General features: G+C 67.8%; 22 protein-coding genes. 4 read left to right on the top strand and 18 right to left on the bottom strand.

Going from position 1 to position 26484, the window contains the following annotated elements; genetic code table 11:
- Positions 1–98: 98 nt before the first annotated feature.
- Both WT60_RS04000 and pyrC read right to left on the bottom strand, forming a co-directional pair.
- Positions 99–890 carry a DUF3025 domain-containing protein gene (locus tag WT60_RS04000; RefSeq protein ID WP_082759445.1) on the bottom strand — a complete coding sequence of 264 codons (792 nt, stop codon included), beginning with the start codon at positions 888–890 and terminating at the stop codon, positions 99–101.
- Between the two features lie 409 nt (positions 891–1299).
- Complete coding sequence (pyrC, locus tag WT60_RS03995) at positions 1300–2358, bottom strand: dihydroorotase (RefSeq protein ID WP_059670733.1); 1059 nt, start codon at positions 2356–2358, stop codon at positions 1300–1302.
- 203 nt (positions 2359–2561) lie between these two features.
- Between pyrC and WT60_RS03985 the strand changes: the two genes are divergently transcribed.
- On the top strand, positions 2562–3485 hold the full coding sequence (locus WT60_RS03985; protein ID WP_059583356.1) for a class II glutamine amidotransferase: 924 nt from the start codon (positions 2562–2564) through the stop codon (positions 3483–3485).
- Between the two features lie 255 nt (positions 3486–3740).
- Here WT60_RS03985 and WT60_RS03980 read toward each other — a convergent pair whose 3' ends face one another.
- From WT60_RS03980 to WT60_RS03955, 6 genes are all read right to left on the bottom strand, one after another.
- Entirely contained in the window at positions 3741–4466 is a 726-nt protein-coding gene (locus tag WT60_RS03980; RefSeq protein ID WP_038754197.1) for an amino acid ABC transporter ATP-binding protein, read from the bottom strand.
- Positions 4463–5140 (bottom strand): glutamate/aspartate ABC transporter permease GltK, encoded by a 678-nt coding sequence (gene gltK / locus WT60_RS03975; protein WP_038754200.1) that lies wholly within the window; start codon positions 5138–5140, stop codon positions 4463–4465. Before gltK ends, WT60_RS03980 begins: the two co-directional genes overlap by 4 nt.
- Positions 5140–5880 carry an amino acid ABC transporter permease gene (locus WT60_RS03970; protein WP_038754203.1) on the bottom strand — a complete coding sequence of 247 codons (741 nt, stop codon included), beginning with the start codon at positions 5878–5880 and terminating at the stop codon, positions 5140–5142. The genes gltK and WT60_RS03970 overlap by 1 nt, the downstream gene beginning before the upstream one ends.
- Positions 5881–5962: 82 nt before the next feature.
- Entirely contained in the window at positions 5963–6856 is an 894-nt protein-coding gene (locus tag WT60_RS03965) for a glutamate/aspartate ABC transporter substrate-binding protein (RefSeq protein ID WP_038754206.1), read from the bottom strand.
- Positions 6857–7074: 218 nt separating this feature from the next.
- Positions 7075–8379, bottom strand: a complete 1305-nt coding sequence (locus WT60_RS03960; protein WP_059583354.1) for a Glu/Leu/Phe/Val dehydrogenase — start codon at positions 8377–8379, stop codon at positions 7075–7077.
- A 289-nt stretch (positions 8380–8668) separates the two neighbouring features.
- On the bottom strand, positions 8669–9619 hold the full coding sequence (locus tag WT60_RS03955) for a LysR substrate-binding domain-containing protein (protein ID WP_060356320.1): 951 nt from the start codon (positions 9617–9619) through the stop codon (positions 8669–8671).
- 479 nt (positions 9620–10098) lie between these two features.
- Between WT60_RS03955 and WT60_RS03950 the strand changes: the two genes are divergently transcribed.
- Both WT60_RS03950 and purB read left to right on the top strand, forming a co-directional pair.
- Positions 10099–11508, top strand: coding sequence for an MFS transporter (locus WT60_RS03950; RefSeq protein ID WP_060356321.1), 1410 nt, complete (start codon positions 10099–10101; stop codon positions 11506–11508).
- Positions 11509–11614: 106 nt separating this feature from the next.
- On the top strand, positions 11615–13003 hold the full coding sequence (gene purB / locus WT60_RS03945; protein ID WP_038754525.1) for an adenylosuccinate lyase: 1389 nt from the start codon (positions 11615–11617) through the stop codon (positions 13001–13003).
- Between the two features lie 105 nt (positions 13004–13108).
- Here the strand turns inward: purB and WT60_RS03940 are convergent, their stop codons facing one another.
- From WT60_RS03940 to edd, 4 genes are all read right to left on the bottom strand, one after another.
- Positions 13109–13639, bottom strand: a complete 531-nt coding sequence (locus WT60_RS03940; RefSeq protein WP_060356322.1) for a gluconokinase — start codon at positions 13637–13639, stop codon at positions 13109–13111.
- Between the two features lie 12 nt (positions 13640–13651).
- A complete protein-coding gene (locus WT60_RS03935) occupies positions 13652–15013 on the bottom strand; it encodes a gluconate:H+ symporter (protein WP_059583347.1) in 1362 nt (453 codons plus the stop codon).
- Between the two features lie 219 nt (positions 15014–15232).
- A complete protein-coding gene (eda, locus tag WT60_RS03930) occupies positions 15233–15859 on the bottom strand; it encodes a bifunctional 4-hydroxy-2-oxoglutarate aldolase/2-dehydro-3-deoxy-phosphogluconate aldolase (RefSeq protein ID WP_038754224.1) in 627 nt (208 codons plus the stop codon).
- 19 nt (positions 15860–15878) lie between these two features.
- Positions 15879–17732, bottom strand: coding sequence for a phosphogluconate dehydratase (gene edd, locus WT60_RS03925; protein WP_038754227.1), 1854 nt, complete (start codon positions 17730–17732; stop codon positions 15879–15881).
- Between the two features lie 299 nt (positions 17733–18031).
- Between edd and WT60_RS03920 the strand changes: the two genes are divergently transcribed.
- Positions 18032–19045 carry a MurR/RpiR family transcriptional regulator gene (locus tag WT60_RS03920; protein ID WP_060356323.1) on the top strand — a complete coding sequence of 338 codons (1014 nt, stop codon included), beginning with the start codon at positions 18032–18034 and terminating at the stop codon, positions 19043–19045.
- A 456-nt stretch (positions 19046–19501) separates the two neighbouring features.
- On the opposite strand, the gene WT60_RS03915 is transcribed toward WT60_RS03920, so the two are convergent.
- The 6 genes from WT60_RS03915 to WT60_RS03890 all read right to left on the bottom strand — a co-directional run bounded on the left by WT60_RS03915 (position 19502) and on the right by WT60_RS03890 (position 26480).
- On the bottom strand, positions 19502–19924 hold the full coding sequence (locus tag WT60_RS03915) for a CopD family protein (protein WP_081990064.1): 423 nt from the start codon (positions 19922–19924) through the stop codon (positions 19502–19504).
- Positions 19925–19941: 17 nt separating this feature from the next.
- The gene (locus WT60_RS03910; RefSeq protein ID WP_038754236.1) at positions 19942–21213 is read right to left on the bottom strand and encodes a glutamate-5-semialdehyde dehydrogenase; all 1272 of its coding nucleotides are present in this window, start codon (positions 21211–21213) and stop codon (positions 19942–19944) included.
- A 152-nt stretch (positions 21214–21365) separates the two neighbouring features.
- Positions 21366–22454 (bottom strand): DNA polymerase III subunit delta, encoded by a 1089-nt coding sequence (holA, locus tag WT60_RS03905; RefSeq protein ID WP_038754239.1) that lies wholly within the window; start codon positions 22452–22454, stop codon positions 21366–21368.
- Positions 22455–22499: 45 nt separating this feature from the next.
- Positions 22500–23051, bottom strand: coding sequence for an LPS assembly lipoprotein LptE (lptE, locus tag WT60_RS03900; protein ID WP_038754242.1), 552 nt, complete (start codon positions 23049–23051; stop codon positions 22500–22502).
- A 42-nt stretch (positions 23052–23093) separates the two neighbouring features.
- Positions 23094–25688 (bottom strand): leucine--tRNA ligase, encoded by a 2595-nt coding sequence (gene leuS, locus WT60_RS03895; RefSeq protein WP_060356324.1) that lies wholly within the window; start codon positions 25686–25688, stop codon positions 23094–23096.
- Positions 25689–25976: 288 nt separating this feature from the next.
- Entirely contained in the window at positions 25977–26480 is a 504-nt protein-coding gene (locus WT60_RS03890) for a biopolymer transporter ExbD (protein WP_038754248.1), read from the bottom strand.
- Positions 26481–26484 lie beyond the last annotated feature (4 nt).

Here is a 26484-nt window from a genome sequence, read left to right as displayed (position 1 = left end):
ACTGGCGGCTGGCGGCTGGCGGTTGGCGGTTGGCGGTTGGCAAATGATCGGCCCCCTCCGACACCACGACCGTTCAGCGCCTCCTCGCCCCCGCGGCCTCAGCCCGCGCGTGCGCGCCGGCCGCTGCGAAACACTCGCGGATCGTCGTAGAACGACGGCGTCTCGTTCGCCGCCCACCAGCCGGGCACGCCGAGCACCGGCAGAGGCGCGAACCCGCGGCTCGTCGGCTCGGTCGCGGCAAGCGCCGCCGCGACATGCTCGTCGATCCACGCGCGGCGCTTTTCGTCCGCCCATTCGAAATACGCGGCCGGCACGTCGACGATCCACGCGTGCGCGGTGCAGCCCTTGTACGGCTCGACGAGCTTTTCGAGCAGCGCATGACCGACGATCCGCGCCTCGCAGCGCGCGCCCCACGCGGCGCGCGACGCGCACATCAAGGTCGGCCAGTCGAAACCGCGCAGCGCGGCCGCAAGCGCCGAATCCGAGGTCGCAAAGAGCGCCGCGTTCTCATCGAACAGCGTGAGCGCGTCGCGCACGGCGCCGCGCACGGGGCCGACGCCCGTTGCGTCGATCGCGCCGGCCTGGCGCGCGTTGAGCGCCGCCTTGATGCGCGGATACGCGAACCAGACGAGCGCATTGAAGAAATCGTGCAGGTTGTGGCGGGTCGGGACGGCGCCCGTTAAGGCGATGTGGGTCTCGTACGCGGTTCCCGCCGGCAGCGCCGCCTGCTCGATGAAACGAAGCGGCAGGCCGCGGCCCGTCGCGCGTCGTTCGGCTCGGGCATCGTCGTTCAGCATGCTCAGCCACGCGCGCTCGCCCTGCCGCGCCGCCTGCGCCCATCGCCTGCCGCGTGCGGCGAACGGCGCGAGCCACGGCTCGGACCAATCGATTCGGTCGAAGCAGAACCCGTCGTCGGCAGAATGCGGCCCACGTCGATCGTTCGCCGCACAGGACGCACGAGACGCACGCGATTCGCGTGGATTGCCCGCGACCGCAGGGTGATCCTGGTGATCCCGGTGATCCCGGTGATCCTGGCGATCCGCGTGATCAGAGTGATCCGGGCGCGCCGGCTCACCTGCGTTGCGCGAATCGGCCGGGCCGCGCGTCGCGTCCGCCCGGTCGGCGAGACCCGTCGCTCCCGTGCGCCGCGGATCGGCCGAGCCATGCGCGCCTTCTGGCCGCTGCGCGCCGTTCATGCCGTCCTGAGCGTCGTGATCGCCCATGCCGTGCGGCCCGTTCATCGCATCGAAACCGATGCCGTCACGCGCGCCGGCCGCGCCGGCCGCCGCGCTCCGGGCTTCAGACGAGCCGCCAGCCGATCGGCTCCCCACCGCGCAGCGGCACGACGGGGCTCCCGCCCGCGTCGATCTCCAGCGGCAGTTCCCACGTCTCGCGGTGCAGCGTCACCGTGTCGGCGCTGCGCGGCAGGCCGTAGAAATCCGCGCCGAAGAAGCTCGCGAAACCTTCGAGCTTGTCGAGCGCGCCCGCCTGATCGAACGCCTCCGCGTACAGCTCGAGCGCGTGCAGCGCCGTGTAGCAGCCCGCGCAACCGCACGCGGCCTCCTTCGCGCCCTTCGCGTGCGGCGCGCTGTCGGTGCCGAGGAAGAAGCGCGGGTTGCCCGACGTCGCCGCCGCGACGAGCGCGACCCGGTGCGTCTCGCGCTTCAGCACCGGCAGGCAGTAGTAATGCGGGCGGATGCCGCCCACGAACATCGCGTTGCGGTTGTACAGAAGATGGTGCGCGGTGATCGTCGCGCCGATCTGGCCGGGTGCCGCGTCGGCATCGCGCACGTAATCGGCCGCGTCCTTCGTCGTGATGTGCTCGAACACCACCTTGAGCCCCGGCAGCGCGCGGCGCAGCGGCTCCATCACGCGCTCGATGAACGCCTTCTCGCGATCGAACAGGTCGATCGACGGCTCCGTCACCTCGCCGTGCACGAGGAGCGGCATCCCGACTTCCTGCATCGTCTCGAGCGTCTTCGCGCATTTGCCGAGCAGATCCGTCACGCCTGCGTCGGAGTTCGTCGTCGCGCCCGCCGGATACAGCTTCACGCCGTGCACGAAGCCGCTTTCGCGCGCGCGGCGGATTTCGTCCGCAGGCGTGTTGTCGGTCAGGTACAGCGTCATCAGCGGCTCGAACGTCATGCCGGCCGGCAGTGCGGCCAGGATGCGCTCGCGGTACGCCTGCGCCTGCGCGGTCGTCGTGACGGGCGGCTTCAGGTTCGGCATGATGATCGCGCGGCCGAACTGGCGGGCGGTGTGCGGCAGAACGGCCGCGAGCATCGCGCCGTCGCGCACGTGCAGGTGCCAATCGTCGGGGCGTGCGAGGGTCAGCGAGGCGGGGGCAGAAGCATTCATGGTGTCGTGGGAATGGCGCGCGGCGACGGGCGAAGCGCTGCGCGCCGGCCGCGCGCGACGCCGACTGACGGCAAACCGCAACACGGAACCGCTCGGGCGCGGTTTTCGCCTTTTGCCGCTTGGGGCTCGGTGATATGCTTGAAGCCGACATTGTACCGGTTCTGTCCGGTGTACTCCCCGCCAGCCTCAGCCGCACCCGCGATATGTGCCAACTCTTCGGAATGAACTGCGCCGAACCGACGGACGTGACGTTCTCGTTTACCGGCTTCGCAGCCCGCGGCGGGCTCACCGATCACCATGCAGACGGCTGGGGCATCGCGTTCTTCGAGGACAAGGCCTGCCGCCTCTTCATCGACCAGCAATCGTCCGCGACGTCGCCCATCGCCGAGATGGTCAAGCGCTATCCGATCAAGTCGAAGAACACGATCGCGCACATTCGCAAGGCGACGCAGGGGCACATCCTGCTCGAGAACTGCCATCCGTTCATGCGCGAGCTGTGGGGCCGCCACTGGATCTTCGCGCACAACGGCGATCTGCACGACTATTCGCCCGACCTCGAAGGCGGCGTCTTTCAGCCGGTCGGCACGACCGACAGCGAGAAAGCGTTCTGCAAGCTGATGCAGGGCCTGCGCGATGCGTTCCCGGGCGCGCAGCCGCCGCTGCCCGAACTGTTCGAGCAGGTGGGCGAGCTCACGCGCGACATCACGCGGCACGGCGTCTTCAACTTCCTGATGTCGAACGGGCAGGCGCTGTTCGCGCACTGCTCGACGCGGCTGCACTACCTCGTGCGGCGCTGGCCGTTCTCGACCGCGCACCTGATCGACGAGGACATCTCGATCGATTTCGCGAAATACACGACGCCGGAGGATCGCGTCGCGGTGATCGCGACGCAGCCGCTTACCGACGACGAAGTGTGGACCGCGCTCGATCCGGGCGAGCTCGTGATGTTCCAGTGCGGCGACGTCGCGGCGACGATGCGCATTCCGGTGCCGCAAGCCGTGCTCGAGAAGCTCACGAATCCGGAACTCGATGCGTCCGCGTCGGCGCCGCGCCGGGCGGCCGCGCTCGCGTCGGCCGACGTGGCCGGCGTGGCCGGCGATCTCGGCGACGATCCGGTCGATTTCTGATTTTTCCCGGTTGCGCGCCGCTCGACCGGATGCTTCGATGCAGGCGCGTCGCGCCGCTGAAGCGTCCGAACCGCGGCGCGCGGCGCCGCCCGGCGACACGCACGCCGGCACCGCTTCCACCGAACTCCGCTCAAGACCGATCCCGGCCTTCGGCCCGACGCGAGCGGCCGACAAAAAAGGCCGACCGACGTTCGCCGGACGGCCTTCTGCGCATCGAAAGCGACGCCGCGCGCTCGCGCGGCGCAGCCCTCGCGATCAATGCAGGATCTTCGCGAGAAAATCCTTCGCGCGATCCGATTTCGGATTCGCGAAGAAATCCTCCTTGCGGTCGTCCTCGACGATCAAGCCCTTGTCCATGAAGATCACGCGATGGGCGACCTTCTTCGCGAAGCCCATCTCGTGCGTGACGACCATCATCGTCATCCCTTCCTTCGCGAGCTCGACCATCACGTCGAGCACCTCGTTGATCATCTCGGGATCGAGCGCGGAGGTCGGCTCGTCGAACAGCATCGCGATCGGGTCCATCGACAGCGCGCGCGCGATCGCGACGCGCTGCTGCTGGCCGCCCGACAGTTGCCCCGGATACTTGTGCGCGTGCGCCTTGAGGCCCACGCGATCGAGCAGCTTGAGCCCCTTCTCGGCCGCTTCGTCCTTGCCGCGGCCGAGCACCTTGATCTGCGCGAGCGTCAGGTTCTCGGTGATCGACAGGTGCGGAAACAGCTCGAAGTGCTGAAACACCATCCCGACCTTCGAGCGCAGCTTCGACAAGTTGGTCTTCTTGTCGCCGACCGACTGGCCGTTGACCAGGATCTCGCCCTGCTGGAACGGCTCGAGACCGTTCACGGTCTTGATGAGCGTCGACTTGCCGGAGCCCGACGGCCCGCACACGACCACCACCTCGCCTTTCTTCACTTCCGTCGTGCAATCCGTCAGCACCTGAAACTGGCCGTACCACTTCGACACGTTCTTAATGGAAATCATCTTGTGACCTTTTTCTGGAGACCTTTGACCAACGCGGATGCAACCGAGCACACGACGAAATAGCACGCGCCCGCGAACAGGATCATCTCGACGCTCGTGCCGTCGCGATCGCCGATGTTCGCGGCCGTGCGGAAGAAATCGGCAAGGCTGATCACGTAGACGAGCGACGTGTCCTGGAACAGCACGATTGCCTGCGTGAGCAGAAGCGGCACCATCGCGCGAAACGCCTGCGGCAAGATCACGAGGCGCATCGCGTGCGCGTAGTTCATGCCGAGCGCGAACGCGGCGTTCACCTGCCCGCGCGGCACCGCCTGGATGCCCGCCCGGATGATCTCCGAATAATACGCGGCTTCGAACAGCGAGAACGCGACCATCGCCGACGCGAGCCGGATGTCGATCGTCGGCGACAGGCCGAGCACGCCCTGCAGCACCTGCGGCACGATCAGGAAGAACCACAGCAGCACCATCACGAGCGGAATCGAGCGGAACACGGTGACGTAGCCCTGCGCGAACCACGCGAGCGGCTTCACGCCGGACAGGCGCATCAGCGCGAGCAGCGTGCCCCAGACGATCCCGACCACGATCGCGAGCAGCGTGATCTCGAACGTGACGATCGCGCCCGTCCAGAGCGCCGGCAGCGCGCCGGGAATACTACTCCAGTCGAACTGATGCATCACTTGCCTCCGATGTAGCCGGGCAGCCGGGACTTGCTCTCGACCCAGCGCATGAACGCCATCACGATCAGGTTGATGATCACGTAGGCGAGCGTCACCGCGATGAACGATTCGTAGGTCTGCGCCGTGTAATCGACGAGCTGGCGCGCCTGCGCGGACAGATCGAGCAGGCCGATCGTCGACGCGACGGCCGAGTTCTTGAAGATGTTCAGGAATTCGGACGTGAGCGGCGGCACGATGATTCGGTACGCGACGGGCAGGAGCACGTAGCGGTACGTCTGCCATTGCGTGAAGCCCATCGCGAGGCCGGCCGCGCGCTGGCCCTTCGGCAGCGCGTTGATGCCGGAGCGCACCTGCTCGCAGACGCGCGCGCCCGTGAAGAGGCCGAGGCAGACGATCGACGCGGTGAAGAATTGCGTGCCGGGCGGCAGCTGCTTGATCCAGGTGCCGATCGACGCGGGCAGCAATTCGGGCACGACGAGGTACCAGACGAAGAACTGCACGATGAGCGGAATGTTGCGGAAGATCGATACGTAGACCGTGCCGATCGCCGACAGCCACTTGTTCGGCGCGGTGCGAAGCACACCGAACAGCGACCCGACGACGAGCGCGATCACCCACGCGACGAGCGACACCTTGACCGTCACCCAGAATCCCGACATCAGCCAGCCGAGATAGGTCGTCGGTTCTCCCGTCGAAACGGGGCTCAGGAAGATGCCCCAGTTCCAGTGGTAGGACATAGCCAGACTCCAACAAAAAGAAACGGAAGAAGCCGTGCCTCTTCCGTTTCGTCAGCGCTTGTTAGCTCGAACGCCCGCCCGCTCAGTCGAGCGCCTTGTCGTTCGGATTCGCGTAGAGCTTCTTCATCTCGTCGGAGATCGGGAAGTTCAGATTCAAGCCCTTCGGCGGAATCGGATTCTCGAACCACTTCGAGTAGATCTTCGCGGCCTCGCCCGACTTCTCGACCTGCGCGATCGCGTCGTCGACCACCTTCTTGAACGCCGGATCGTCCTTGCGCATCATGCAGCCGTACGCTTCCTGCGACTGCGGCTTGCCGACGATCACCCACTCGCCCGGCTGCTTCGCCTTCGCGCGCTCGCCGGCGAGCAGCGCGTCGTCCATCATGAACGCGACCGCGCGGCCCGTCTCGAGCGTCTGGAACGACTCGCCGTGATCCTTCGCGCTGATGATGCTCATCCCCATCTGGCTCTTGTTGTTCATCTCGCGCAGCAGACGCTCGGACGTCGTGCCCGCCGTCGTCACGACGGTCTTGCCCTTCAGGTCGGCGAAGTCCTTCACGCCCGAATCCTTCTTCGTCATGAGGCGCGTGCCGATCACGAAGATCGTGTCCGAGAACGCCGCCTGTTTCTGGCGATCGAGATTGTTCGTGGTCGAGCCGCACTCGATGTCCACCGTGCCGTTCTGCACGAGCGGGATGCGGTTCTGCGACGTCACCGGAATGTTCTTCACCTGCAGGTTCGGCAGATTCAGCTTCTTCTTGACCGCGTCGACCACCTTCATCTGGAAGTCCCGCGAATACCCCACCACTTGTTGATTCTGGTCGTAGTACGAGAACGGAATCGACGATTCGCGGTGCCCCAGCGCAATCACGCCCGTATCCTTGATTTTTTTCAGCGTGCCCGTTTCCTGGGCGATGGCGCCGCCGGCAAAAGTGCTCAGCGCCGCAACCATCAGCATTGCTTTCGGGAATTTCATCGTTGTCATCTCCTTGGCGAAAACCCGCGCCAGTTTATCAAAGTAATTTTTATGAAAGTAATGGTTGTTAACCACACTTTTGACCGGGCGGCGTGCGCGTTCCGGAGCGCGTCCGGCGTGCGCATGCGCGCGCGGGCGGCACCGAAACCGGTGCCGCCCGCGAATGCATCACGGCGCAGTTCATCGAACCTCGCCGCAGATCGATCGAAACCCGTCGATCAGGGGTACAGGCCGCGCATTTCGCGCGCCATCAGGATACGCTTGCACGCGACGATGAACGCCGCCGTGCGCACCGACACCTTGTGCTCTTCCGCGACCCCCCACACGCCGGCGAACGCTTCGCGCATCACGCGCTCCAGGCGGTGGTTGATCTCGTCTTCCGTCCAGAAGAAGCTCGAGAAGTCCTGCACCCACTCGAAGTACGACACGGTCACGCCGCCCGCGTTCGCGATCACGTCGGGGATCACGAGCACGCCGTTCGCGCTCAGGATGTCGTCCGCGGCCGTCGTCGTCGGGCCGTTCGCGCCTTCGACGACGATCTTCGTGCGGATCTTCGACGCATTCTTCTCGGTGATCTGGTTTTCCAGCGCGGCCGGGATCAGGATCTCGGTTTCGACGGTCCAGAACTCGTCGTTCGGCATCGGCTCGGCGCCTTCGAAGCCGGCGACGCCGCCCGTGCGGCCGACGTGGTCGAGCAGCTTGACGGTGTCGACGCCCGCCGGCTGGTAGATCGTGCCCGTGTGATCCTGCACCACGATCACCTTCGCGCCCGCTTCCTGGAACAGCTTCGCGGCGATCCCGCCGACGTTGCCGAAGCCCTGAACCGCGATGCGCGCGCCCTTGATCTCGAGCCCCCGCTTCTTCGCGGCCTCGCAGCCGACGACGAACACGCCGCGGCCCGTCGCTTCCTTGCGGCCGAGCGAGCCGCCGAGCGAGATCGGCTTGCCGGTCACGACGCCCGTCGCCGTCTGGCCCTGGTTCATCGAGTACGTGTCCATCATCCACGCCATGATCTGCTCGTTCGTGTTGACGTCCGGAGCGGGAATGTCGGTATTCGGGCCGATGATGATGCCGATTTCGCTGGTGTAGCGGCGCGTCACGCGCTCGAGCTCGCCGCGCGAGAGCTTGCGCGGGTCCACGCGGATGCCGCCCTTCGCGCCGCCGTACGGCACGTTCACGGCCGCGTTCTTCACCGACATCCACGCGGACAGCGCCATCACTTCCGACAGCGTCACGTCCTGGTGGTAGCGCACGCCGCCCTTGCCCGGGCCGCGCGACACGTTGTGCTGCACGCGATAGCCCTCGAAGTGCGCGACGGTGCCGTTGTCGAGCTCGATCGGCACGTCGACGATCAGGATGCGCTTCGGGCGCTTCAGCGTCTCGATCCAGCGCGACAGCGAGCCGAGGTACGGCGCGACGCGGTCGACTTGCTGCAGATAGTTGCCCCAGGGGCCGAGATCGTCCGCGTGCAGGTACGACGGAATGGACTGCGTGACGGACGGGGACTGCGGTTGCGAAGACATGGAATCTCCAACGGTCGAAGAATGCGCACATTGTCGAAAAACCGAATTTCGAAATCCAATGCCGTTTGCTTATTCGATTATGCGTTTCGTGCATGATCGGGCTTTTGCGCGAAAAACCGCGCGTTCGCCGTTCGAACGGCTGCAATCCCGATGCGATTCGCCGCGGCAGCTTTCGTGCGCGGCCGGCGCGCGCTCGCATGGGCGGGCGCGGCGCTCCCGCCGCGCGGGCGGTGCGGCAACGGCGTGCGATTGCCGCGTCGCGCCGGAGATGCCGCGCCCGGCCGCCGCGTCAGGCCGCCGCGCCGAGCTCCTCGCGCACCACGTCCCAGAGCGCGCGCACGAGTTTCTGCCGCGGCTCGTCGCCCTGCACCGCGAGCTTGTCCCGATAAAGGCGGATCTCCATCGTCAGCGTGAACGGCTCCGCGCCGCCCTTCGCCGCGCGGCCGAGCTTCACGAGGCGGCCGCTCGCGACCGCGTCCTCGACCGCGCTGTGCGGCAGGAACGCGACGCCGTGCCCGGCGAGCGCCATCGCCTTGAGGGCCTCGGCCATGTCGGTCTCGTAGACCTTGTCGAGAAAGAGCGGCGAGCGCGCGTTCGCGATGATCACCTCGGTCATCCGGCCGAGGTACGCGTTCGGCGTGTACGACAGGTACGGCACGGGCGCATCGGCCATGCCGGGCAGCGCGTAGCGCGCGCGCCCGCCGCGGCCGGGCGCCGAGAACGGGCTGATCGGCTCGACGCCGAGCGTCAGCATGTCGTAGCGGGCCGGATCGAGCGCGACGGGGTGGCTCGGGTGGTGGTAGCCCATCACGAGATCGCAGCCGCCCTCGACGAGCGACAGCACCGCGTCGTGCACGTTCAGCGCGCGCAGCCGTGTGTGGACCGGCCCCATCTTCGCCTCGATGCGCTGCAGCCAGCGCGGAAAGTACGTGAGCGACAGCGTGTGCGGCACCGCGAACTCGATCGTCGGCACGGGCGCGCCGACGTGGCCGCGCAGCAGCGTACGCGCCTCGTGCGCCTGCGACAGCATCGCGAGCGCCTGTTCATAGAACACCTGGCCCGCCTGCGTGAGGCGGGTCGGATAGACCGAACGATCGATCAGTTCGGTGGCGAGCCACGCCTCGAGCGCCTGGATTCGGCGCGAAAACGCGGGTTGCGACACGTGCCGCAGCTCGGCCGAGCGGCTGAAGCTGCGCGTTTCCGCGAGCGACACGAAGTCTTCGAGCCATTTGAGTTCCATGCGTGCCTTTGCTGCGCAAAGCGAATGCGAGGGAAGAAGCACGCATTTTAGCGGCCGGAGGCGTCGGCCGCGCCGGCGCACCGGCCGACGGCGCTCGCGGATGCATGTCCGCATCGGCTTTCGCTGCGGCAAGCAGCCCGGCGCCTGCCCGGGCGCGTCTCCACGTGCTTGATTCTTCACACTTTCCGCGCCGCACCAACGCCGCGCGCACGCACAGGCGCGGTGCCGCGCGCCGCGGCGCGCGCCTGCCGCCGGTGCGCGCGGGCGTCGCGCCGTCGCGCGTCGGCACCCGAGCGCCGGCAACGCCGTTTTTCCCGCCGGCCTTGTGCGGCGTTCGTTCGCGCCGTTTGGAACAAAACATGCACTTCATTGGCATGAAGCTTGCGGAACTGCGCGTCGGCCTGTCCCGCGCACCGCGCAGCGGCCCGTCGCCCCTTTTCCACCATCCGCCGTCGTCCGGCATACGCGAGGCTTTACCGATGGATACTCTGCGCACCTCCCTCCGAAGCGGCAACTGGCGCTCGCTTCTGGCGTGCTTCCTCTACTTCGATACGGGCTTCACCGTCTGGGTGCTGTACGGCCCGCTCGCGCCCTTCATCAGCAAGGACATCGCGATGACGGCCGCGCAGCAGGGCTTTCTCGTCGCTGTGCCGGTACTCGCGGCGGCCATCCTGCGCGTGACGCTCGGCAACCTCTACCAGTCCGCCAACGGCCGGCGCATCGCGCTGATCGGCGTGCTGCTGTCCGCGCTGCCCGCCGTCGTGCTGCCGTTCGTGCCCGGCACGCCGTCGTACACGCTGCTCCTCGTGCTCGGCGTGTTCCTCGGGATCGGCGGCGCGAGCTTCGCGGTCGCGCTGCCGATGGCGGGCAGCAGCTATCCGCCGAAAGTGCAGGGCCTCGTGCTCGGCCTCGCCGCCGCGGGCAACATCGGCGCGGTGCTCGACGGCTTCATGTTCCCGCACATCGCCGCCGCGCTCGGCTGGAAGTTCTCGACGGCGGCCGCGCTGCCGCTCCTCGCGATCGCCGGCTTCGCGCTCTTCGCGTGGGCCGACGACCGCGGCGAGAAATCGGGCAGCGCGAAGCGCGCGTTCGGCGCGTTCGTGTTCACGCTCGTCGGCCTCGTCGCGCTCGTGCTCGCCGTGCACGCGGGCGTGTTCGGTGCGGGCAAGACGGGCGTGCTGCTGCTCCCCGTGATGGGCGCGCTCCTCGCGATCGCCGTGCTGCCCGGCCGCTATCGCTCGGTGCTCGCCGAGCGCGACACGTGGGTGATCATGCTGATCTACAGCATCACGTTCGGCGGCTTCGTCGGGATGTCGTCGTACGTGACGCTGCTCCTCACGACGCTCTACCAGATGCCGAAGATCGAAGCGGGCCTCTTCATGTCGCTGCTCGCGTTCCTCGGCGCGATCGTGCGCCCGTTCGGCGGCCACCTCGCCGACCGCATCACCGGCGTGCGCGCGCTGATGGTCATCCTCGCCGTGATCGCCGCCGCCGACTTCGCGTTCGCGGCCGTGATGCCGCCGCTCGCGGGCGGGATCGCGCTTCTCGTGTGCCTGTACGTCGCGTTCGGCCTCGGCAACGGCTCGACGTTCCAGCTCGTCCCGCACCGCTGGAAGGGCAAGACGGGCCTGTTGTCCGGCATCGTCGGCGCGGCGGGCGGCATCGGCGGCTTCTATCTGCCCGTCGTGATGGGCATCGCGAAGGAAAGCACGGGCAGCTACCAGCTCGGCTTCGCGACGTTCGGCGCGCTCTCGACCTGCGCGTTCGTCGCGCTCGCGATGCTGCGCGCGCAGTGGCTGCGCTGGGCCGCGCCGGAGCTCGCCGCGGCCGAGCCGGCGGCGGCCTCCGGCGCGATGCCGATCGGCGGCGCCGCCCGCGTCGGCGACTGAGCATTTTCGACGACGGCGCGCGGCGGCCGGGCGGCCGCGCGCCGATGGTAAAATTCGCGGTTCTCCCCCTTCACGTTTGAACCGCGGCCGCAAGCCTCGCCCGATCATGTCCGACACCCGTCCCGATACCCTTTTCGCCCTCACCGCGCTCTCGCCCATCGACGGCCGCTACGCCAGCAAGACCGAAGCGCTGCGCGACTGGCTCTCCGAGGCCGCTTTCATGCGCCACCGCGTCACCGTCGAGGTGCACTGGCTGATCGCGCTGTCGCGCGCCGGCTTCGCCGAAGTGCCGCGCTTCTCGGAGGCGGCCGAGCAGTTCCTGCTGCAGCTCGTCGAGCGCTTTACCGCGCACGACGCCGCGCGCATCAAGGAAATCGAGCGCGTGACGAACCACGACGTGAAAGCCGTCGAGTACTGGCTGAAGGAATCGGTCAAAGGCCAGGCCGAGCTCGAGCGCGCGAGCGAGTTCATCCACTTCGCGTGCACGTCGGAGGACATCAACAACACGTCGCACGGGATGATGCTCGCCGGCGCGCGCCGGCACGTGATCGTGCCCGCGCTGCGCACGGTCCACGGCCGCCTCGTCGCGCTCGCGCACGCGCACGCCGAGCAGCCGATGCTGTCGCGCACGCACGGCCAGCCGGCCAGCCCGACGACGCTCGGCAAGGAGCTCGCGAACGTCGCCGCGCGTCTTGCGCGCGCGATCGAGCGCATCGAGAAGGTCGAGATCCTCGGCAAGATGAACGGCGCGGTCGGCAACTTCAACGCGCATCTTTCCGCGTATCCGGAGTTCGACTGGGAAGCGTTCTCGCGCGACGTGATCGAGAACCGCCTGAAGCTCACGTTCAATCCGTACACCATCCAGATCGAGCCGCACGACTACATGGCCGAGCTGTTCGACGCGGTCTCGCGCGCGAACACCATCCTGCTCGACCTCGACCGCGACGTGTGGGGCTACATCTCGGTCGGCTACTTCAAGCAGAAGACGAAGGCCGGTGAAATCGGCTCGTCGACGATGCCGCACAAGGTCAACCCGATCGACTTCGAGAACTCGGAAGGCAACCTCGGCCTCGCGAACGCGACGCTGCGCCACCTCGCCGACAAGCTGCCGGTGTCGCGCTGGCAGCGCGACCTGACCGATTCGACGGTGCTGCGCAACATGGGCGTCGCGCTCGGCTATTCGCTGCTCGCGTATGATTCGCTGATCCGCGGCCTCGACAAGCTCGAAGTGAACCCGCAGCGCCTGAACGAAGACCTCGACAACTGCTGGGAAGTGCTCGCCGAGCCGGTGCAGACGGTGATGCGCCGCTACGGCATCGAGAATCCGTACGAGCAGCTGAAGGAGCTCACGCGCGGCAAGGGCATCACGCGCGACGCGCTGCAGCAGTTCGTCGGCACGCTCGCGATTCCCGAGGACGCGAAGGCGCGCCTGCTCGCGATGACGCCCGCGTCGTACATCGGCAAGGCGGTCGAGCTGGCGCAGCGCATCGCGTAACGCGCGTCGTCGACGCAATGCAAAAGGCGCCCCGCGGGGCGCCTTTTCTTTTCGCCGCCGAGCCTCGGCGACGCACGGCGGCGGCCGCGACGCGGCCGCGCGCGGTCATTGCTGCTGTTGCTGCTGTTGCTGCTGTTGCTGCCGCGCGCCGCCGAGTTGGCTCATCACGCGATCGACGATTTCGTCGGGCGTCAATTCGATGCTGACTTCGATCGCTTCGTCCGGGCCCGGCTCCTCGAGCGTCTCGAGCTGGCTTCGCAGCAGCGACGGATCGAAGAAGTGCCCGGTGCGCGTCTTCAGGCGCTCGCGCAGCATGTCGAACGAGCCCTTCAGATAGACGAAGCGCACGTCGCGATCGTTGCCGCGCAGGATATCGCGGTACGCGCGCTTGAGCGACGAGCACGTGAACACGGCCGTCTCGCCCGCGCGCTGCTTCGCCTCGATGGCGTCGCGGATCGACTGGAGCCACGGCCAGCGATCCTCGTCGGTGAGCGGAATCCCGCGGTGCATCTTGTCCTTGTTGGCGGCGCTGTGAAACGCGTCGCCGTCGGTATAGCTGCACGACAGGCGTTCGGCGAGCATCTCGCCGATCCGCGACTTGCCCGCGCCCGACACGCCCATTGCGATCAGAATCATGACTACCCCTTGTTACAGAACCGCGCTCAGCAACAGCGTGAACGTGAGACCGAGCAGCGAGATGATCGTTTCGAGCAGCGTCCAGGTCTTGAACGTCTGGCCCACGGTCATCCCGAAATATTCCTTGATCAGCCAGAAGCCGCCGTCGTTCACGTGCGAGAAGATCAGCGATCCCGACCCCGTCGCGAGCACGAGCAGCTCCGGCTTGACCACGACGCCCGACGCCGACGCGATCGGCGCGACGATGCCGCAGGCCGTCGTCATCGCGACGGTGGCCGAGCCCGTCGCGAGACGGATCAGCGCCGCGACGAACCAGCCGAGCAACAGCGGCGAGAGGCTTGCGTGCGTCGCGGTCGCGACGATCTGCTGCGAGATGCCGCTGTCGCGCAGGATACCGCCAAAGCCGCCGCCCGCGCCGACGATCAGCGTGATGCCCGCGATCGGCGCGAGGCATTCGCCGCAGAACTTCTGGATCTGGTCACGCTTGAAGCCCTGCAGCTTGCCGAACGTGTAAAAGCTCACGAGCACGGCGATCAGGAGCGCGACGTCCGAGTTGCCGGCGAAGCGCAGCAGATTGTTCGGCAGCGACTTCGGCGCGAAGACGAGATCGGCCCAGCTGCCGACGAGCATCAGCACGACAGGCAGCAGGATCGTGAACAGCGTGATGCCGAAACCCGGCAGCTCGCGCTGCTGGCCCGCCGCGTGCGTCTCGACGAATTGCGCGGCGAGCGGATTGTTTTCCGGCAGCTTCACGAACTTCGAGATCGTGAGCGCGAACAGCGGGCCGGCGACGATCGCGGTCGGCACGCCGACGATGAGGCCGTAGGCGATCGTCTTGCCGATGTCGGCGCCGTACTGCTGAACGGCCAGGAGCGCCGCCGGGTGCGGCGGAATCAGGCCGTGCACGACCGACAGGCCCGCGACCATCGGCAGGCCGACGACGAGCAGCGACTTGCCGGTGCGCTTCGCGACGTTGAACGCGATCGGGATCAGCAGCACGAAGCCGACTTCGAAGAACACCGGCAAGCCGACGATGATCGCGACGAACATCATCGCCCAGTGAATGTTCTTCTCGCCGAACCAGTCGATCAGCGTGGTCGCGATCCGCTCGGCGCCGCCCGATTCGGCCATCATCTTGCCGAGCATCGTGCCGAGACCGACGACGATCGCGATGTGGCCGAGCGTGCCGCCCGTGCCCGCCTCGAACGATTTCACGATCTTGTCCATCGGCATGCCGACCACGAGGCCGAGACCGAGCGACACGATGATGAGCACGAGGAACGGATACACCTTGTAGCGCGCGATCATCAGGATCAGCACCGCAATCGCGATCACGGTGTAAATCAGCAGCATGCTGCCTTGGACAGCCCCCATGTAGCACTCCTCCTTGGGATGTATCGGGCCGGGCGCGGCGAGCCGCGCCCGACTATGCAGGTCTCCGAAACGAGGCGGCTGACCGCCCGTCGGGACGCTGAATTTTACTTTTGTTTAACGGGCCGCGATAGAACCGGTTCCATAGGCAAAAACCCTCGCAAAAACAACCAGATCGATTGTTTCGTCCGAAGGTTTCCGCTGGCATGCGCTCGGCGGCGTTCAGCGCGCGAGGCGGCTCGCCGCCTGCGCGAGGCGCGTGACCTCGGCCCAATCCTGCGCGGCGAGCGCCGCCTTCGGCGTGAGCCACGAGCCGCCGACGCACACGACGTTCGGCAGCTTCAGGAAGTTCGGCGCGGTCTCGGCGGTGATGCCGCCCGTCGGGCAGAACTTGAGCGCCGGGAACGGGCCGTGGAACGCCTGCAGCATCGGCACGCCGCCCGCCTGCTGCGCCGGGAAGAACTTCACGATCTCGTAGCCGAGCTCGAGCGCGACGATGATGTCGGTCGGCGTCATCACGCCGGGCAGAAGCGGCAGGCCGGCGTCGACGGCCGCCTGGTGCATCTCCTTCGTGAGGCCGGGCGATACGCCGAACTTCGCGCCCGCCTGCTTCGCGAGCGCGCACTGCTCGGGCTTCGTGATCGTGCCGACGCCGACGACGATGTCGTCGGCGAGCTCGCTCGCGCGCTTGATCGCTTCAAGCCCGGCCGCGGTGCGCAGCGTGATCTCGAGCACCTTCACGCCGCCCGCGTGCAACGCGCGCGACACTTGCTCGCCCTGTTCCACCGAATCGAATGCAAGCACCGGAATCACCGGGCCCAGCTTCACGATCTCGCCAATCGTCTTCATCAATGCAGCTCCTTTTCGCTTATGCGGTGACGTGGGCCGCTTCGCCCACCAACGCGCCGAACACCGACGCGCCCTGCTCCGCCGGCGCGGCCGCCGCGCGGAACACGCCGAACAACTCACGGCCGAAGCCGACTTCGTTTTCCGCCTGATGCGCGGGCCGCGCGACCGCGCGCGCCGCCCATTGCGCATCGTCGATCTCGACGTCGAGCACGCCGGCTTGCGCGTCGATCACGATCGTATCGCCCGTTTGCACCTTGCCGAGCGGGCCGCTCAAGAGCGCCTCGGGCGACACGTGGATCACGGCCGGCACCTTGCCCGACGCGCCGGACATCCGGCCGTCCGTCACGAGCGCGACGCGGTAGCCCTCGTCCTGCAGCACGCCGAGCAGCGGCGTAAGGCGATGCAGCTCCGGCATCCCGTTCGCGCGCGCGCCCTGGAACCGCACGACCGCGACGAAATCGCGCTTCAACTCGCCCGCGTCGAACGCGGCCTGCACCGCTTCCTGCGAATCGAACACGATCGCGCTCGCCTTCACCTTGCGGTGCTCGGGCGCGACCGCCGAAATCTTGATCACGCCGCGCCCGAGCCTGCCCTGCATCAGGCGCAGCCCGCCGTCCGGCTGGAACGGCGCGGCGATCGGCCGCAGCACCTTGTCGTCGCCGCTCGCGTCGACGCCCGGCACCCACGTCAGCTTGCCGTCGATCAGGCGCGGCTCGTTCGTGTAGTGCGCAAGGCCCTTGCCCGCGACGGTCGTCACGTCGTCGTGCAGCAAGCCGCCTTCGAGCAGGTTGCGCACGAGGAACGCGATGCCGCCCGCCGCGTGGAAGTGATTCACGTCTGCCTTGCCGTTCGGGTAGATCTTCGCGAGAAGCGGCACCGCGGCCGACAGCGCGTCGAAGTCGTCCCAGTCGATCAGGATGCCCGCCGCGCGCGCGATCGCCACGAGGTGCAGCGTGTGGTTCGTCGAGCCGCCCGTCGCGAGCAGCGCGACGATGCCGTTGACGATCGCCTTCTCGTCGATCACGTGGCCGATCGGCGTGTAGTTGCCGCGCTCGGCCGTGAGCTCGAGCACGCGGCGCGCGGCCTCGGCCGTCAGCGCGTCGCGCAGCGGCGTGTGCGGATGGACGAACGCCGCGCTCGGCAGATGCAGCCCCATCACTTCCATCAGCATCTGGTTGCTGTTCGCGGTGCCGTAGAACGTGCAGGTGCCGTGGCCGTGGTACGCGGCCGATTCGGCCTCGAGCAGCGCGTCGCGGCCCACCTGGCCCGTCGCGAACTGCTGGCGGATCTTCGCCTTGTCGTCGTTCGACAAGCCGCTCGTCATCGGGCCGGCCGGCACGAAGATCGTCGGCAGATGGCCGAACTGCAGCGCGCCGATCAAGAGGCCCGGCACGATCTTGTCGCAGATGCCGAGGCAAAGGGCCGCATCGAACATGTTGTGCGTGAGCGCGACGGCCGTGCTCATCGCGATCGCTTCGCGCGAGAACAGCGACAGCTCCATCCCCGGATTGCCCTGCGTCACGCCGTCGCACATCGCCGGCACGCCGCCCGCGAACTGCGCGACGCCGCCGCGCTCGCGCGCGGCCGCCTTGATGATGTCGGGAAAGCTCTTGTACGGCGCATGCGCGGACAGCATCTCGTTGTACGCCGACACGATGCCGATGTTCGGCTCGCGGATCGCCTTGATCGCGAACTTGTCGCTGCCTTCGAGGCCCGCGAAGCCGTGCGCGAGATTCGCGCACGACAGCGCGCCGCGCGCCGGGAAGCGGCCCTGCGCGGCGTCGATGCGGGCGAGATAGGCTTGGCGGGTCGGTCGGCTGCGCGCGATCACGCGCTCGGTGACGGACGCAAGAGTGGGGTGCAGCGTGGCCATGCTGGGCGCTCCTCACATGAGCCGGGCGAGGCCGGCAAGCTGGAATCGTGGGGACGTCCGACGAGTCGAACGAACGGCGCGAGTTTAGTAGAAAAACTACAAGCTCGCAATCTCGCAGCGCAGCAAAGCCGGCGATAACGCTACGCCATGGCTGATGAATACAGCATATACACCTAGCGTTAACCCTGATTCGCAATGACCTTCATCAGGATAATCGCTAGAAAATTCTTGTAGATTTTCTACAAAACTACCGCGATACTCACATCCATCCCCCAACCTCTCCTGCGTCAATTCGCATCATGCTTCCCCGTATCGAGAAGATCCGCGCCCAGCTTCGCCCGTCCGAGCGCAAGCTCGCCGACTTCGTGCTCGCCGCGCCGCGCGAGGTGCTCGATCTGTCGATGATCGAGCTCGCCGCCCGCGCGGGCGCGAGCCAGCCGACGATCGCACGCTTCTGCCAGGCGCTCGGCTGCAGCGGCTTTCGCGAGTTCAAGATCCGGCTCGCGCAGAGCGTCGCGCCGGGCGTCGCGTCGGTGTATCGCGACGTCGAACCCGACGAGCGCGCACCCGGCATCATCGGCAAGGTGTTCGACCGCACGATCGGCGCGCTGATCGAGGTGCGCAACAGCCTGTCGGCGACGAGCGTCGCCGACGCGATCGAGCTGCTGACGCGCGCGTCGCGCATCGAGTTCTACGGCGCGGGCGGCTCGGGCATCGCGGCGCAGGACATCCAGCACAAGTTCTTCCGGCTCGGCGTGCCGAGCGTCGCGTACTCGGACCCGCATACGTTCTCGATGTCGGCGGCGCTCCTCGGCGCGAACGACGTCGTCGTCGCGATCTCGAACACCGGGCGCACGCGCGACATCGTCGACGCCGCGCGCGCGGCGCGCGCGTGCGGCGCGAAGGTGATCTCGATCACGCACAGCCACTCGCCGCTCGCGCAGTTGTCGACGGTGAGCCTCGCGTCGAACGTCGCCGAGGAAACCGATGTGTTCTCGCCGATGACGTCGCGGATGTCGCATCTCGCGATCGGCGACATCCTCGCGGTCGGCGTCGCGCTGCGGCGCGGGCCCGAACTCGTCGACCGGCTCGGCCGCGCGAAGGAAGCGATCACGCGGCGGCGGATCGGCGTCGACGCGAAGGGGGCGAAGGAGGCGGCGAAGGAGGCGACGAAGGACGGGGCGAGAGACACGTCGGGCGGCGTATCGGGCGGCACGTTGGGAAACATGCCGGGAGACGCATCGCAAGAGGAATCGAAGGATGCGTCGCGCGAAGCACGCATCGCGCGCGACGTCGAGGACGTGAAGGATTAGGGCCTGCTCACGCCAATCACGGGCTGGCGAACGCCCCTTGCCGGCCGTCCCGCAAGGGGACAAGCGACACGCGACACCGCGCTGCGGCCGGCAAGGCACGTTCCTCTGATATCACGAATCTCTTGCGGGGCCGGCCGCCAGCCCGTGATCGGCGTGAACGGAACGCCGGGCGGCCGCGCGCGAAAGTTCGCCACGCTCGCGCCCCGATTCTGACGCCGAACTTCGAGTCTCGGGCGTCGCGCTGCGAGCCGGGGCTTCGGTTTCGAGCGCGAGCGCGGACATACGAACAGAAGGCATTGAGCGCCCGCTTCGCACGACGAACACCACGACTTCCGCGCCCGTCCCCATCGCACGCCGCCATACAAAAAACCCCGGCCGCCAGGGCCGGGGCTTTCTCGCCGGCGTCTGCGCCGGCATCGACGCGGCGACGGCGGCCACGCCGAGCGCCGCCTGCGCTCAAAACGGCTTGATCACCGCGAGCGCGACGGCCGCGAGCATCCCGAGCACCGGCAGCTCGTTGAACACGCGATACCACTTGTCCGAGCGGCGATTCTCGCCGCGCTCGAACGCCTTAAGCAGATGCCCGCAATACGCGTGATAGATGACGAGCAGCAACACGACCGCGAGCTTCGCGTGCACCCAGCCCTGCCCCTGCCCGATGCCGATCACGAGCCACAGCCACAGGCCGCACGCGAGCGCCGGCGCCGCGATGATCGTCATGAAACGGAACAGCTTGCGCGCCATCGCGAGCAGCCGCCGGACGGCGGCGGGATCGGTCTCCATCGCGAGGTTCACGTAAATGCGCGGCAGATAGAAAAGCCCCGCGAACCACGACGCGATCAGCACGATATGGAAGGTCTTCACCCAGAGCATGGTCATTGATCAGTCGCCTTTCGTCACTGACGCCCTTCGCCGTGCCCGAGCACCACGTACTTCAGCGACGTGAGCCCTTCGAGCCCGACCGGGCCGCGTGCGTGCAGCTTGTCGTTCGAGATGCCGATCTCCGCGCCGAGGCCGAACTCGAAGCCGTCGGCGAAGCGCGTCGACGCGTTCACCATCACGCTCGCCGAATCGACTTCGCGCAGGAAGCGCATCGCGCGGTCGTGGTCTTCGGTGACGATCGCGTCGGTGTGATGCGAGCCGTACTCGTTGATGTGCCCGATCGCGGCGTCCATCCCGTCGACGATCTTGACCGCGAGCACGGGCGCGAGATATTCGGTGCGCCAGTCTTCGTCGGTCGCGTCGACGAGCGGGCCCACGCCCGCCGCCTCGAGCACCGCGCGCGTGTCCGCGTCGACGCGCAGCTCGACGCCCTTCTCGCGATACAGGCGGCCGAGCGGCGGCAGCACCGCCGGCGCGATTCCGCGCGCGACGAGCAGCGTCTCCATCGTGTTGCAGGTGCCGTAGCGGTGCGTCTTCGCGTTGTCGCAGACGGTGAGCGCCTTCGTCAGGTTCGCGCGATCGTCGACGTACACGTGGCAGATGCCGTCGAGGTGTTTGATCATCGGCACGCGCGCCTCGTTGATCAGCCGCTCGATCAGGCTCTTACCGCCGCGCGGCACGATCACGTCCACGTATTCGGTCATCGTGATCAGCTTGCCGACCGCCGCGCGATCGGCGGTCTCGACGACCTGCACCGCATCCTGCGGCAGCCCCGCCGCCTCGAGCCCTTCGCCGATCAGCTTCGCGAGCGCGGTGTTCGACTCGAGCGCTTCGGAGCCGCCGCGCAGGATCGTCGCGTTGCCGGACTTCAGGCACAGCGCGGCCGCGTCGACCGTCACGTTCGGCCGCGATTCGTAGATGATCCCGATCACGCCGAGCGGCACGCGCATCTGGCCGACCTGGATGCCGCTCGGGCGGTACTTGAGGTTGCCGATCTCGCCGATCGGGTCCGGCAGCGCCGCGACCTGGCGCAGCCCCTCGATCATCGTCTTCAGCGCCTTGTCGGACAGCGTCAGGCGATCGATGAACGCCGCGTCGTGACCCTTGTCCCTCGCGCGCGCGACGTCGCGCGCGTTGGCCGCCTTCAGTGCGTCGGCGTCGCGCTCGATCGCTCGCGCGACCGCCTCGAGCGCGGCGTTCTTCGCGGCGGTGGACGCGCGCGCGACGTCGCGCGCAGCACGCCGCGCGCGGCGGCCGACATCCGTCATGTACTGATCGATATCCATCGTGAGACTCGCAATGCAAGCCGCGTCGAGCGGCGAAAAAACGATTGTCGGAAAGCGGATGCGCGGGGCGCTGCCGCGGCGGTCACGCGGCGGCGAACCGCCCCATGCCGAGCCGCCCCACGCCGATTGTAAGCGCCGGCGCGAAAGCGCGCTCAGGCTGGCCGGCGTGGCGCGTCGCCGCCTGGCCCGGACGCGCGCGCGACCGTCATCGCGAGCTGGAACAGGCCGTCCCATGGGTCGGGCGGCGGCTCGCCGCGCGCCGGGCCGCGCGACACGGCGGCGAGCCCCTTGACCTGCCGGTCAAGCCGCGCGGCGAACGCGAGCGCGTGCTCGAGCCCGGCTTCGGACACGCGCGCGAGCGCGGGCCCGACGAGCCGCTCGCGCGGCCCCCACACGCGGTTCTCGCGCACGAGCACGGCGAGCGGCTTGCCGGCCGCGACGCCGCGCTTGATCCGAAGCAGCGTGCGCAACTCCTCGACGACCGCCCACAGCACGAGCACGAGCGCCTCGCCCTCGCCCTTCAGGCCGTCGATCATCCGCGCAAGCCGCGCGGCGTCGCCCGCGAGCATCGCTTCGTTGAGCTTGAACACATCGTAGCGCGCGACGTTCAGCACCGCGTCGTGGATCTGCTCGAACGTCAGCGCGCCGGCCGGATACAGCAGGCCGAGCTTCTGGATCTCCTGATGCGCGGCGAGCAGATTGCCCTCGACGCGCTCGGCGACGAACGCGAGCGCGCGCCGCCCGTCCTCGCCCGGCGCGACGCGCTGGCCCTGCAGCGCGAGCCGCTGGCCGATCCAGTTCGGCAATTGCGCGCGCTCGACCGGATCGATCTTCAGCGCGACGCCCGCGTTCACGAGCGCCGTGAACCACGCGGACTTCTGCGTCGCGGCGTCGAGCCGCGGCAGCGTGACGAGCATCAGCACGTCAGGGTTGCCCGCGCCGGCGAGCGTCTTCAGCGCGTCGGCGCCGTCCTTGCCGGGCTTGCCAGACGGAATCCGCAGCTCGACGAGCTGCCGCTCGCCGAACAGCGACATCGCCTGGCTCGCGCCGATCAGCGTGCTCCAGTCGAAGCCGCGCTCGACGGTATGCACCGAGCGCTCGGTGAAGCCCCCGGCGCGCGCGGCCGCGCGGATCTTGTCGCATGCTTCCTGCGCGAGCAGCGGCTCGTCGCCGTAGACGACGTACAGCCCGGCGAGCGCCTTCGCGAGATGCGGCTCCAGTGCGTCAAGTCGCAGTTGCATCGGTTCCTGCGTCGATCGTTGAACGGGAAATGGAAAACGCGGCGATCACAGCGGCGGCGGCGGCAGCGGCGCGCGCGGCGTGACGCCCGGCACGCCCTGGCCCGGCTCCGGATGCAGCGTGCGCACGATCGCGAGCCGGCGCATCAGCTGATCGATCGCGTCGTTCTGCATGTCCGCGAACAGGATCTCGGACTCCTGCGCCTTCGCGTTCGTGTACTGCGCGCTATACGTCATCGCGCGATTGAGCGCGATCACGCTCGGCGGAATCAGCGCGGCGCCGTCCTTGGCCAAAAGCGTGTAGTTCAGCGAATAGTTGAGCTGGTACTCCTGGACCGTGCCGTACTTGTCGAGCGTCAGCGTGCCCTGACCGCGCGATTCGGACAGGCTCAGCACCGCGTCCGCCTCGCCCGGCGTCTTGACGATCTTCGTGTCGCTGCCCGCCTCGACGAGGCGCGTGAGCCGCGCCGCCGCCGCGGGCGGCGCGCCGGCGATGTACAGATGCTTGAACGCGTAGTCCTGCTGCCCGCGCAGCTTGAAACCACACGCGGACAGCAGCACCGCGCTGCCCACGAACATCAAAAACGATCTGCGGATCACCTTCGCTCCTTGGCTGTTGCGTGCCTGCGCCGCCGTGCGCCGTCAAACGACGACATTCACGAGACGACCCGGCACGACAATGATCTTCTTCGCCTGCTTGCCTTCGGCGAATTTCGCGAACATCTCGTCGGCGAGCGCCGCCGCTTCGATCGCCTCGCGGCTCGCGTCCTTCGCGACCTTCAGCGCGCCGCGCACCTTGCCGTTCACCTGCAGCACGAGCTCGATCTCGGCCTGCTCGAGCGCGGCCTCGTCGACCTTCGGCCACGGCGCGTCGAGCAGCGGCGCGAACTCGTCCGTGTAGCCGAGCGCCTTCCACAGCTCGAACGTGACGTGCGGCACGACCGGGTACAGCACGCGCAGCAGCACGCCGTAGGTTTCGCGCAGCACGGCGGGCGTCGCGCCCTTCGCGCCTTCGAGCGCGTTCAGCATCTTCATCGCGGCCGATACGACCGTGTTGTACTGCAGGCGCTGATAGTCGAAATCGGCCTGCTTCAGCACGCCGTGGATTTCGCGGCGCAGGGTCTTGTCGGCTTCGCCGAGTTGCGCGGCGTCGAACGTCGCGCGCGCGGCGAGCGCGTCGCGGTTCGCATGGCCGAACGCCCACACGCGGCGCAGGAAGCGGCTCGCGCCCTCGACGCCCGCGCCCGACCACTCGAGCTGCTGCTCGGGCGGCGCCGCGAACATCGTGAAGAGGCGCGCGGTGTCGGCGCCGTAATGGTCGATCAGCATCTGCGGATCGACGCCGTTGTTCTTCGACTTCGACATCTTCTCGATGCCGCCCAGCTCGACCGGCTCGCCGTCCGACTTCAGCACCGCGCCGACGGGGCGGCCCTTGTCGTCGAACGACACGGTGACGTCGGCCGGGTTGTACCACGTCTTCTTGCCCGATGCGTCCTCGCGATAGAACGTCTCGTTGAGCACCATCCCCTGCGTGAGCAGGTTCTTCGCCGGCTCGCCGAATTTCACGAGGCCGAGATCGCGCATCACCTTCGCCCAGAAGCGCGAGTACAGCAGGTGCAGGATCGCGTGCTCGATGCCGCCGATGTACTGATCCATCGGCATCCAGTAGTCGGTGCGCGCGTCGACCATCGTCTCGGCGTCCGGCGCCGCGTAGCGCGAGAAGTACCACGCGGAATCGACGAAAGTGTCCATCGTGTCCGTTTCGCGCTTCGCGGCCGCGCCGCACTTCGGGCACGTGCAGTTCAGGAACGCCTCGGACTTCGCGAGCGGGTTGCCCGTGCCGTCCGGCACGAGATTTTCCGGCAGCACGACGGGCAGATCCTGCTCCGGCACCGGCACGTCGCCGCACGACGGGCAGTGGATGATCGGAATCGGCGTGCCCCAGTAGCGCTGGCGCGAAATGCCCCAGTCGCGCAGGCGATACGTGACCTGCTTGTCGCCGAAGCCGCCCGCCTTCAGGTCGGCCGCGACCGCGTCGACGGCCGCGCCGTAAGCGAGGCCGTCGTACTTGCCGCTATCGATGCAAACCGCGGCTTCCTTGTCGCCATACCACTCCTGCCACGCGTCGAGCGAGTATGTTTGCCCCGCGACCGCAATCACCTGCTTGATCGGCAGGCCGTATTTCTTCGCGAACGCGAAATCGCGCTCGTCGTGGGCCGGCACGCCCATCACCGCGCCTTCGCCGTAGCTCATCAGCACGTAGTTGCCGATCCACACCTCGACGGGCTCGCCCGACAGCGGATGCGACACCGAAAAGCCCGTCGCGACGCCCTTCTTCTCCATCGTCGCGATGTCGGCCTCGGCGACGCCGCCGCGCTTGCATTCGTCGATGAACGCCTGCAGCTCGGGCTTGTCCTGCGCAAGATGCGCGGCGAGCGGATGCTCGGCCGCGATCGCGCAGAACGTGACGCCCATGATCGTGTCGGCGCGCGTCGTGAACACGCGCAGCAGCTTCTTCTCGCCGTCGAGCTCGTACGGGAAGCCGAAGTTCACGCCGAAGCTCTTGCCGATCCAGTTCTGCTGCATGATCTTCACGCGCTCGGGCCAGCCGAGGCCGTCGAGATCGTGCAGCAGTTCATCGGCGTACTGCGTGATCCGCATGTAGTACATCGGGATCTCGCGCTTCTCGACGAGCGCGCCCGAGCGCCAGCCGCGCCCGTCGATCACCTGCTCGTTCGCGAGCACGGTCTGGTCGACCGGGTCCCAGTTCACGGTGCCCGTTTTCTTGTACGCGACGCCCTTCTCGAGCATCTTCAGGAACAGCCACTGATTCCACTTGTAGTAGTCGGGCTTGCAGGTCGTGACCTCGCGCGACCAGTCGATCGCGAGGCCCATCGACTGCATCTGCTTCTTCATGTAAGCGATGTTGTCGTACGTCCACTGCGCGGGCGGCACGCCGTTGGCCATCGCGGCGTTCTCGGCCGGCATCCCGAACGCGTCCCAGCCCATCGGCATCAGCGTGTTGTAGCCGTTCATCCGCAGATAGCGGTACATCACGTCGTTGATCGTGTAGTTACGCACGTGACCCATGTGCAGCTTGCCGGACGGGTAAGGCAACATCGACACGCAGTAGAACTTCTTGCGGTCCGTGTCTTCCTTCGAGCGGTAGACATCGGCTGCGCGCCAGTCGCTCTGGGCGGCGGCTTCGACGTCGGCGGGTACGTATCTTTCGTGCATGGTGTGGTTCGGGCTGGGCTTTGAGCGGCGCGCGACGCATTGAGCCGAGCGCACGCGCGCTCGAGTGGATCGAAAGTCGCGCTTCCCCGGCGGCCGGGGGCGGCGCGGGGAAAACGTCGATTATACCGTCCGCGCCGGCCGGCAAGGCCGTTGGCGCGGCCGCGGGCGGCGATCAGCGTGGCGCGGACGTCGCGGGTGGTGCGGGTGGTGCGGGTGGTGCGGGTGGTGCGGGTGACACGGGTGGCGCGAGCGGTGCGACCGGCACGGGCGGACAGCGTGGGCGGACGGCTACGGCCGCGGCGGCGGCAGCGACGGCGCAAGCCGCGCGTCGCGCTGCGGCGACGGCCGCGCCGGCGGATTCCCGCGCGCATCGGGCTTCCCGGACGCGTCGGTGACGAAGCCGATCCGCGCGACGCCCGCCTGCTGCGCGGCGCCCATCACCCGCGCGATCGTGTCGTAGTGGGTGTCGCGCGCGGCCCGCAGGTGCAGTTCCGGGTCCTTGCCGCCTGCCGCCGCGTCGCGCAGCCGCGCGGCGAGCGCGTCGAACGCCACGGGCGCGTCGTTCCAGTACAGCTTGCCCGCCGCGTCGATCGACACCGTGATCGTCTCGGGCGTCTCGCGCGCGGGCGCCGCCGCGACTTTCGGCAAATCGAGCCGGATCGCATGCGTGAGGAGCGGCGCGGTGATGATGAAGATGACGAGCAGCACGAGCATCACGTCGATGAGCGGCGTCATGTTGATGTCCGCCATCGGCTGCGACGTGTGCTGATGATCGAGTCCGCCGAACGCCATGCCG

Origin of the sequence: Burkholderia sp. MSMB617WGS (genome assembly GCF_001532025.2) — a bacterium.
Classification (GTDB): Bacteria; Pseudomonadota; Gammaproteobacteria; order Burkholderiales; family Burkholderiaceae; genus Burkholderia; species Burkholderia savannae.
This window is presented reverse-complemented; position numbering and strand designations above follow the sequence as displayed.

Excerpts from the sequence above, each read along its gene's own strand:
- gltK (WP_038754200.1), bottom strand. The coding sequence starts at position 5,140 with ATGCATCAGTTCGACTGGAGTAGTATTCCCGGCGCGCTGCCGGCGCTC.
- WT60_RS03940 (WP_060356322.1), bottom strand. The coding sequence starts at position 13,639 with ATGATTCTGATCGCAATGGGCGTGTCGGGCGCGGGCAAGTCGCGGATC.
- WT60_RS03920 (WP_060356323.1), top strand. The coding sequence starts at position 18,032 with ATGCTTCCCCGTATCGAGAAGATCCGCGCCCAGCTTCGCCCGTCCGAG.
- WT60_RS03955 (WP_060356320.1), bottom strand. The coding sequence starts at position 9,619 with ATGGAACTCAAATGGCTCGAAGACTTCGTGTCGCTCGCGGAAACGCGC.
- WT60_RS03970 (WP_038754203.1), bottom strand. The coding sequence starts at position 5,880 with ATGTCCTACCACTGGAACTGGGGCATCTTCCTGAGCCCCGTTTCGACG.
- eda (WP_038754224.1), bottom strand. The coding sequence starts at position 15,859 with ATGAAGACGATTGGCGAGATCGTGAAGCTGGGCCCGGTGATTCCGGTG.
- WT60_RS03960 (WP_059583354.1), bottom strand. The coding sequence starts at position 8,379 with ATGTCTTCGCAACCGCAGTCCCCGTCCGTCACGCAGTCCATTCCGTCG.
- WT60_RS03950 (WP_060356321.1), top strand. The coding sequence starts at position 10,099 with ATGGATACTCTGCGCACCTCCCTCCGAAGCGGCAACTGGCGCTCGCTT.
- holA (WP_038754239.1), bottom strand. The coding sequence starts at position 22,454 with ATGCAACTGCGACTTGACGCACTGGAGCCGCATCTCGCGAAGGCGCTC.
- WT60_RS03935 (WP_059583347.1), bottom strand. The coding sequence starts at position 15,013 with ATGGGGGCTGTCCAAGGCAGCATGCTGCTGATTTACACCGTGATCGCG.
- pyrC (WP_059670733.1), bottom strand. The coding sequence starts at position 2,358 with ATGAATGCTTCTGCCCCCGCCTCGCTGACCCTCGCACGCCCCGACGAT.
- WT60_RS03890 (WP_038754248.1), bottom strand. The coding sequence starts at position 26,480 with ATGGCGTTCGGCGGACTCGATCATCAGCACACGTCGCAGCCGATGGCG.
- WT60_RS03910 (WP_038754236.1), bottom strand. The coding sequence starts at position 21,213 with ATGGATATCGATCAGTACATGACGGATGTCGGCCGCCGCGCGCGGCGT.
- WT60_RS03915 (WP_081990064.1), bottom strand. The coding sequence starts at position 19,924 with ATGACCATGCTCTGGGTGAAGACCTTCCATATCGTGCTGATCGCGTCG.
- edd (WP_038754227.1), bottom strand. The coding sequence starts at position 17,732 with ATGGCCACGCTGCACCCCACTCTTGCGTCCGTCACCGAGCGCGTGATC.
- leuS (WP_060356324.1), bottom strand. The coding sequence starts at position 25,688 with ATGCACGAAAGATACGTACCCGCCGACGTCGAAGCCGCCGCCCAGAGC.
- WT60_RS03985 (WP_059583356.1), top strand. The coding sequence starts at position 2,562 with ATGTGCCAACTCTTCGGAATGAACTGCGCCGAACCGACGGACGTGACG.
- WT60_RS03980 (WP_038754197.1), bottom strand. The coding sequence starts at position 4,466 with ATGATTTCCATTAAGAACGTGTCGAAGTGGTACGGCCAGTTTCAGGTG.
- WT60_RS03965 (WP_038754206.1), bottom strand. The coding sequence starts at position 6,856 with ATGAAATTCCCGAAAGCAATGCTGATGGTTGCGGCGCTGAGCACTTTT.
- purB (WP_038754525.1), top strand. The coding sequence starts at position 11,615 with ATGTCCGACACCCGTCCCGATACCCTTTTCGCCCTCACCGCGCTCTCG.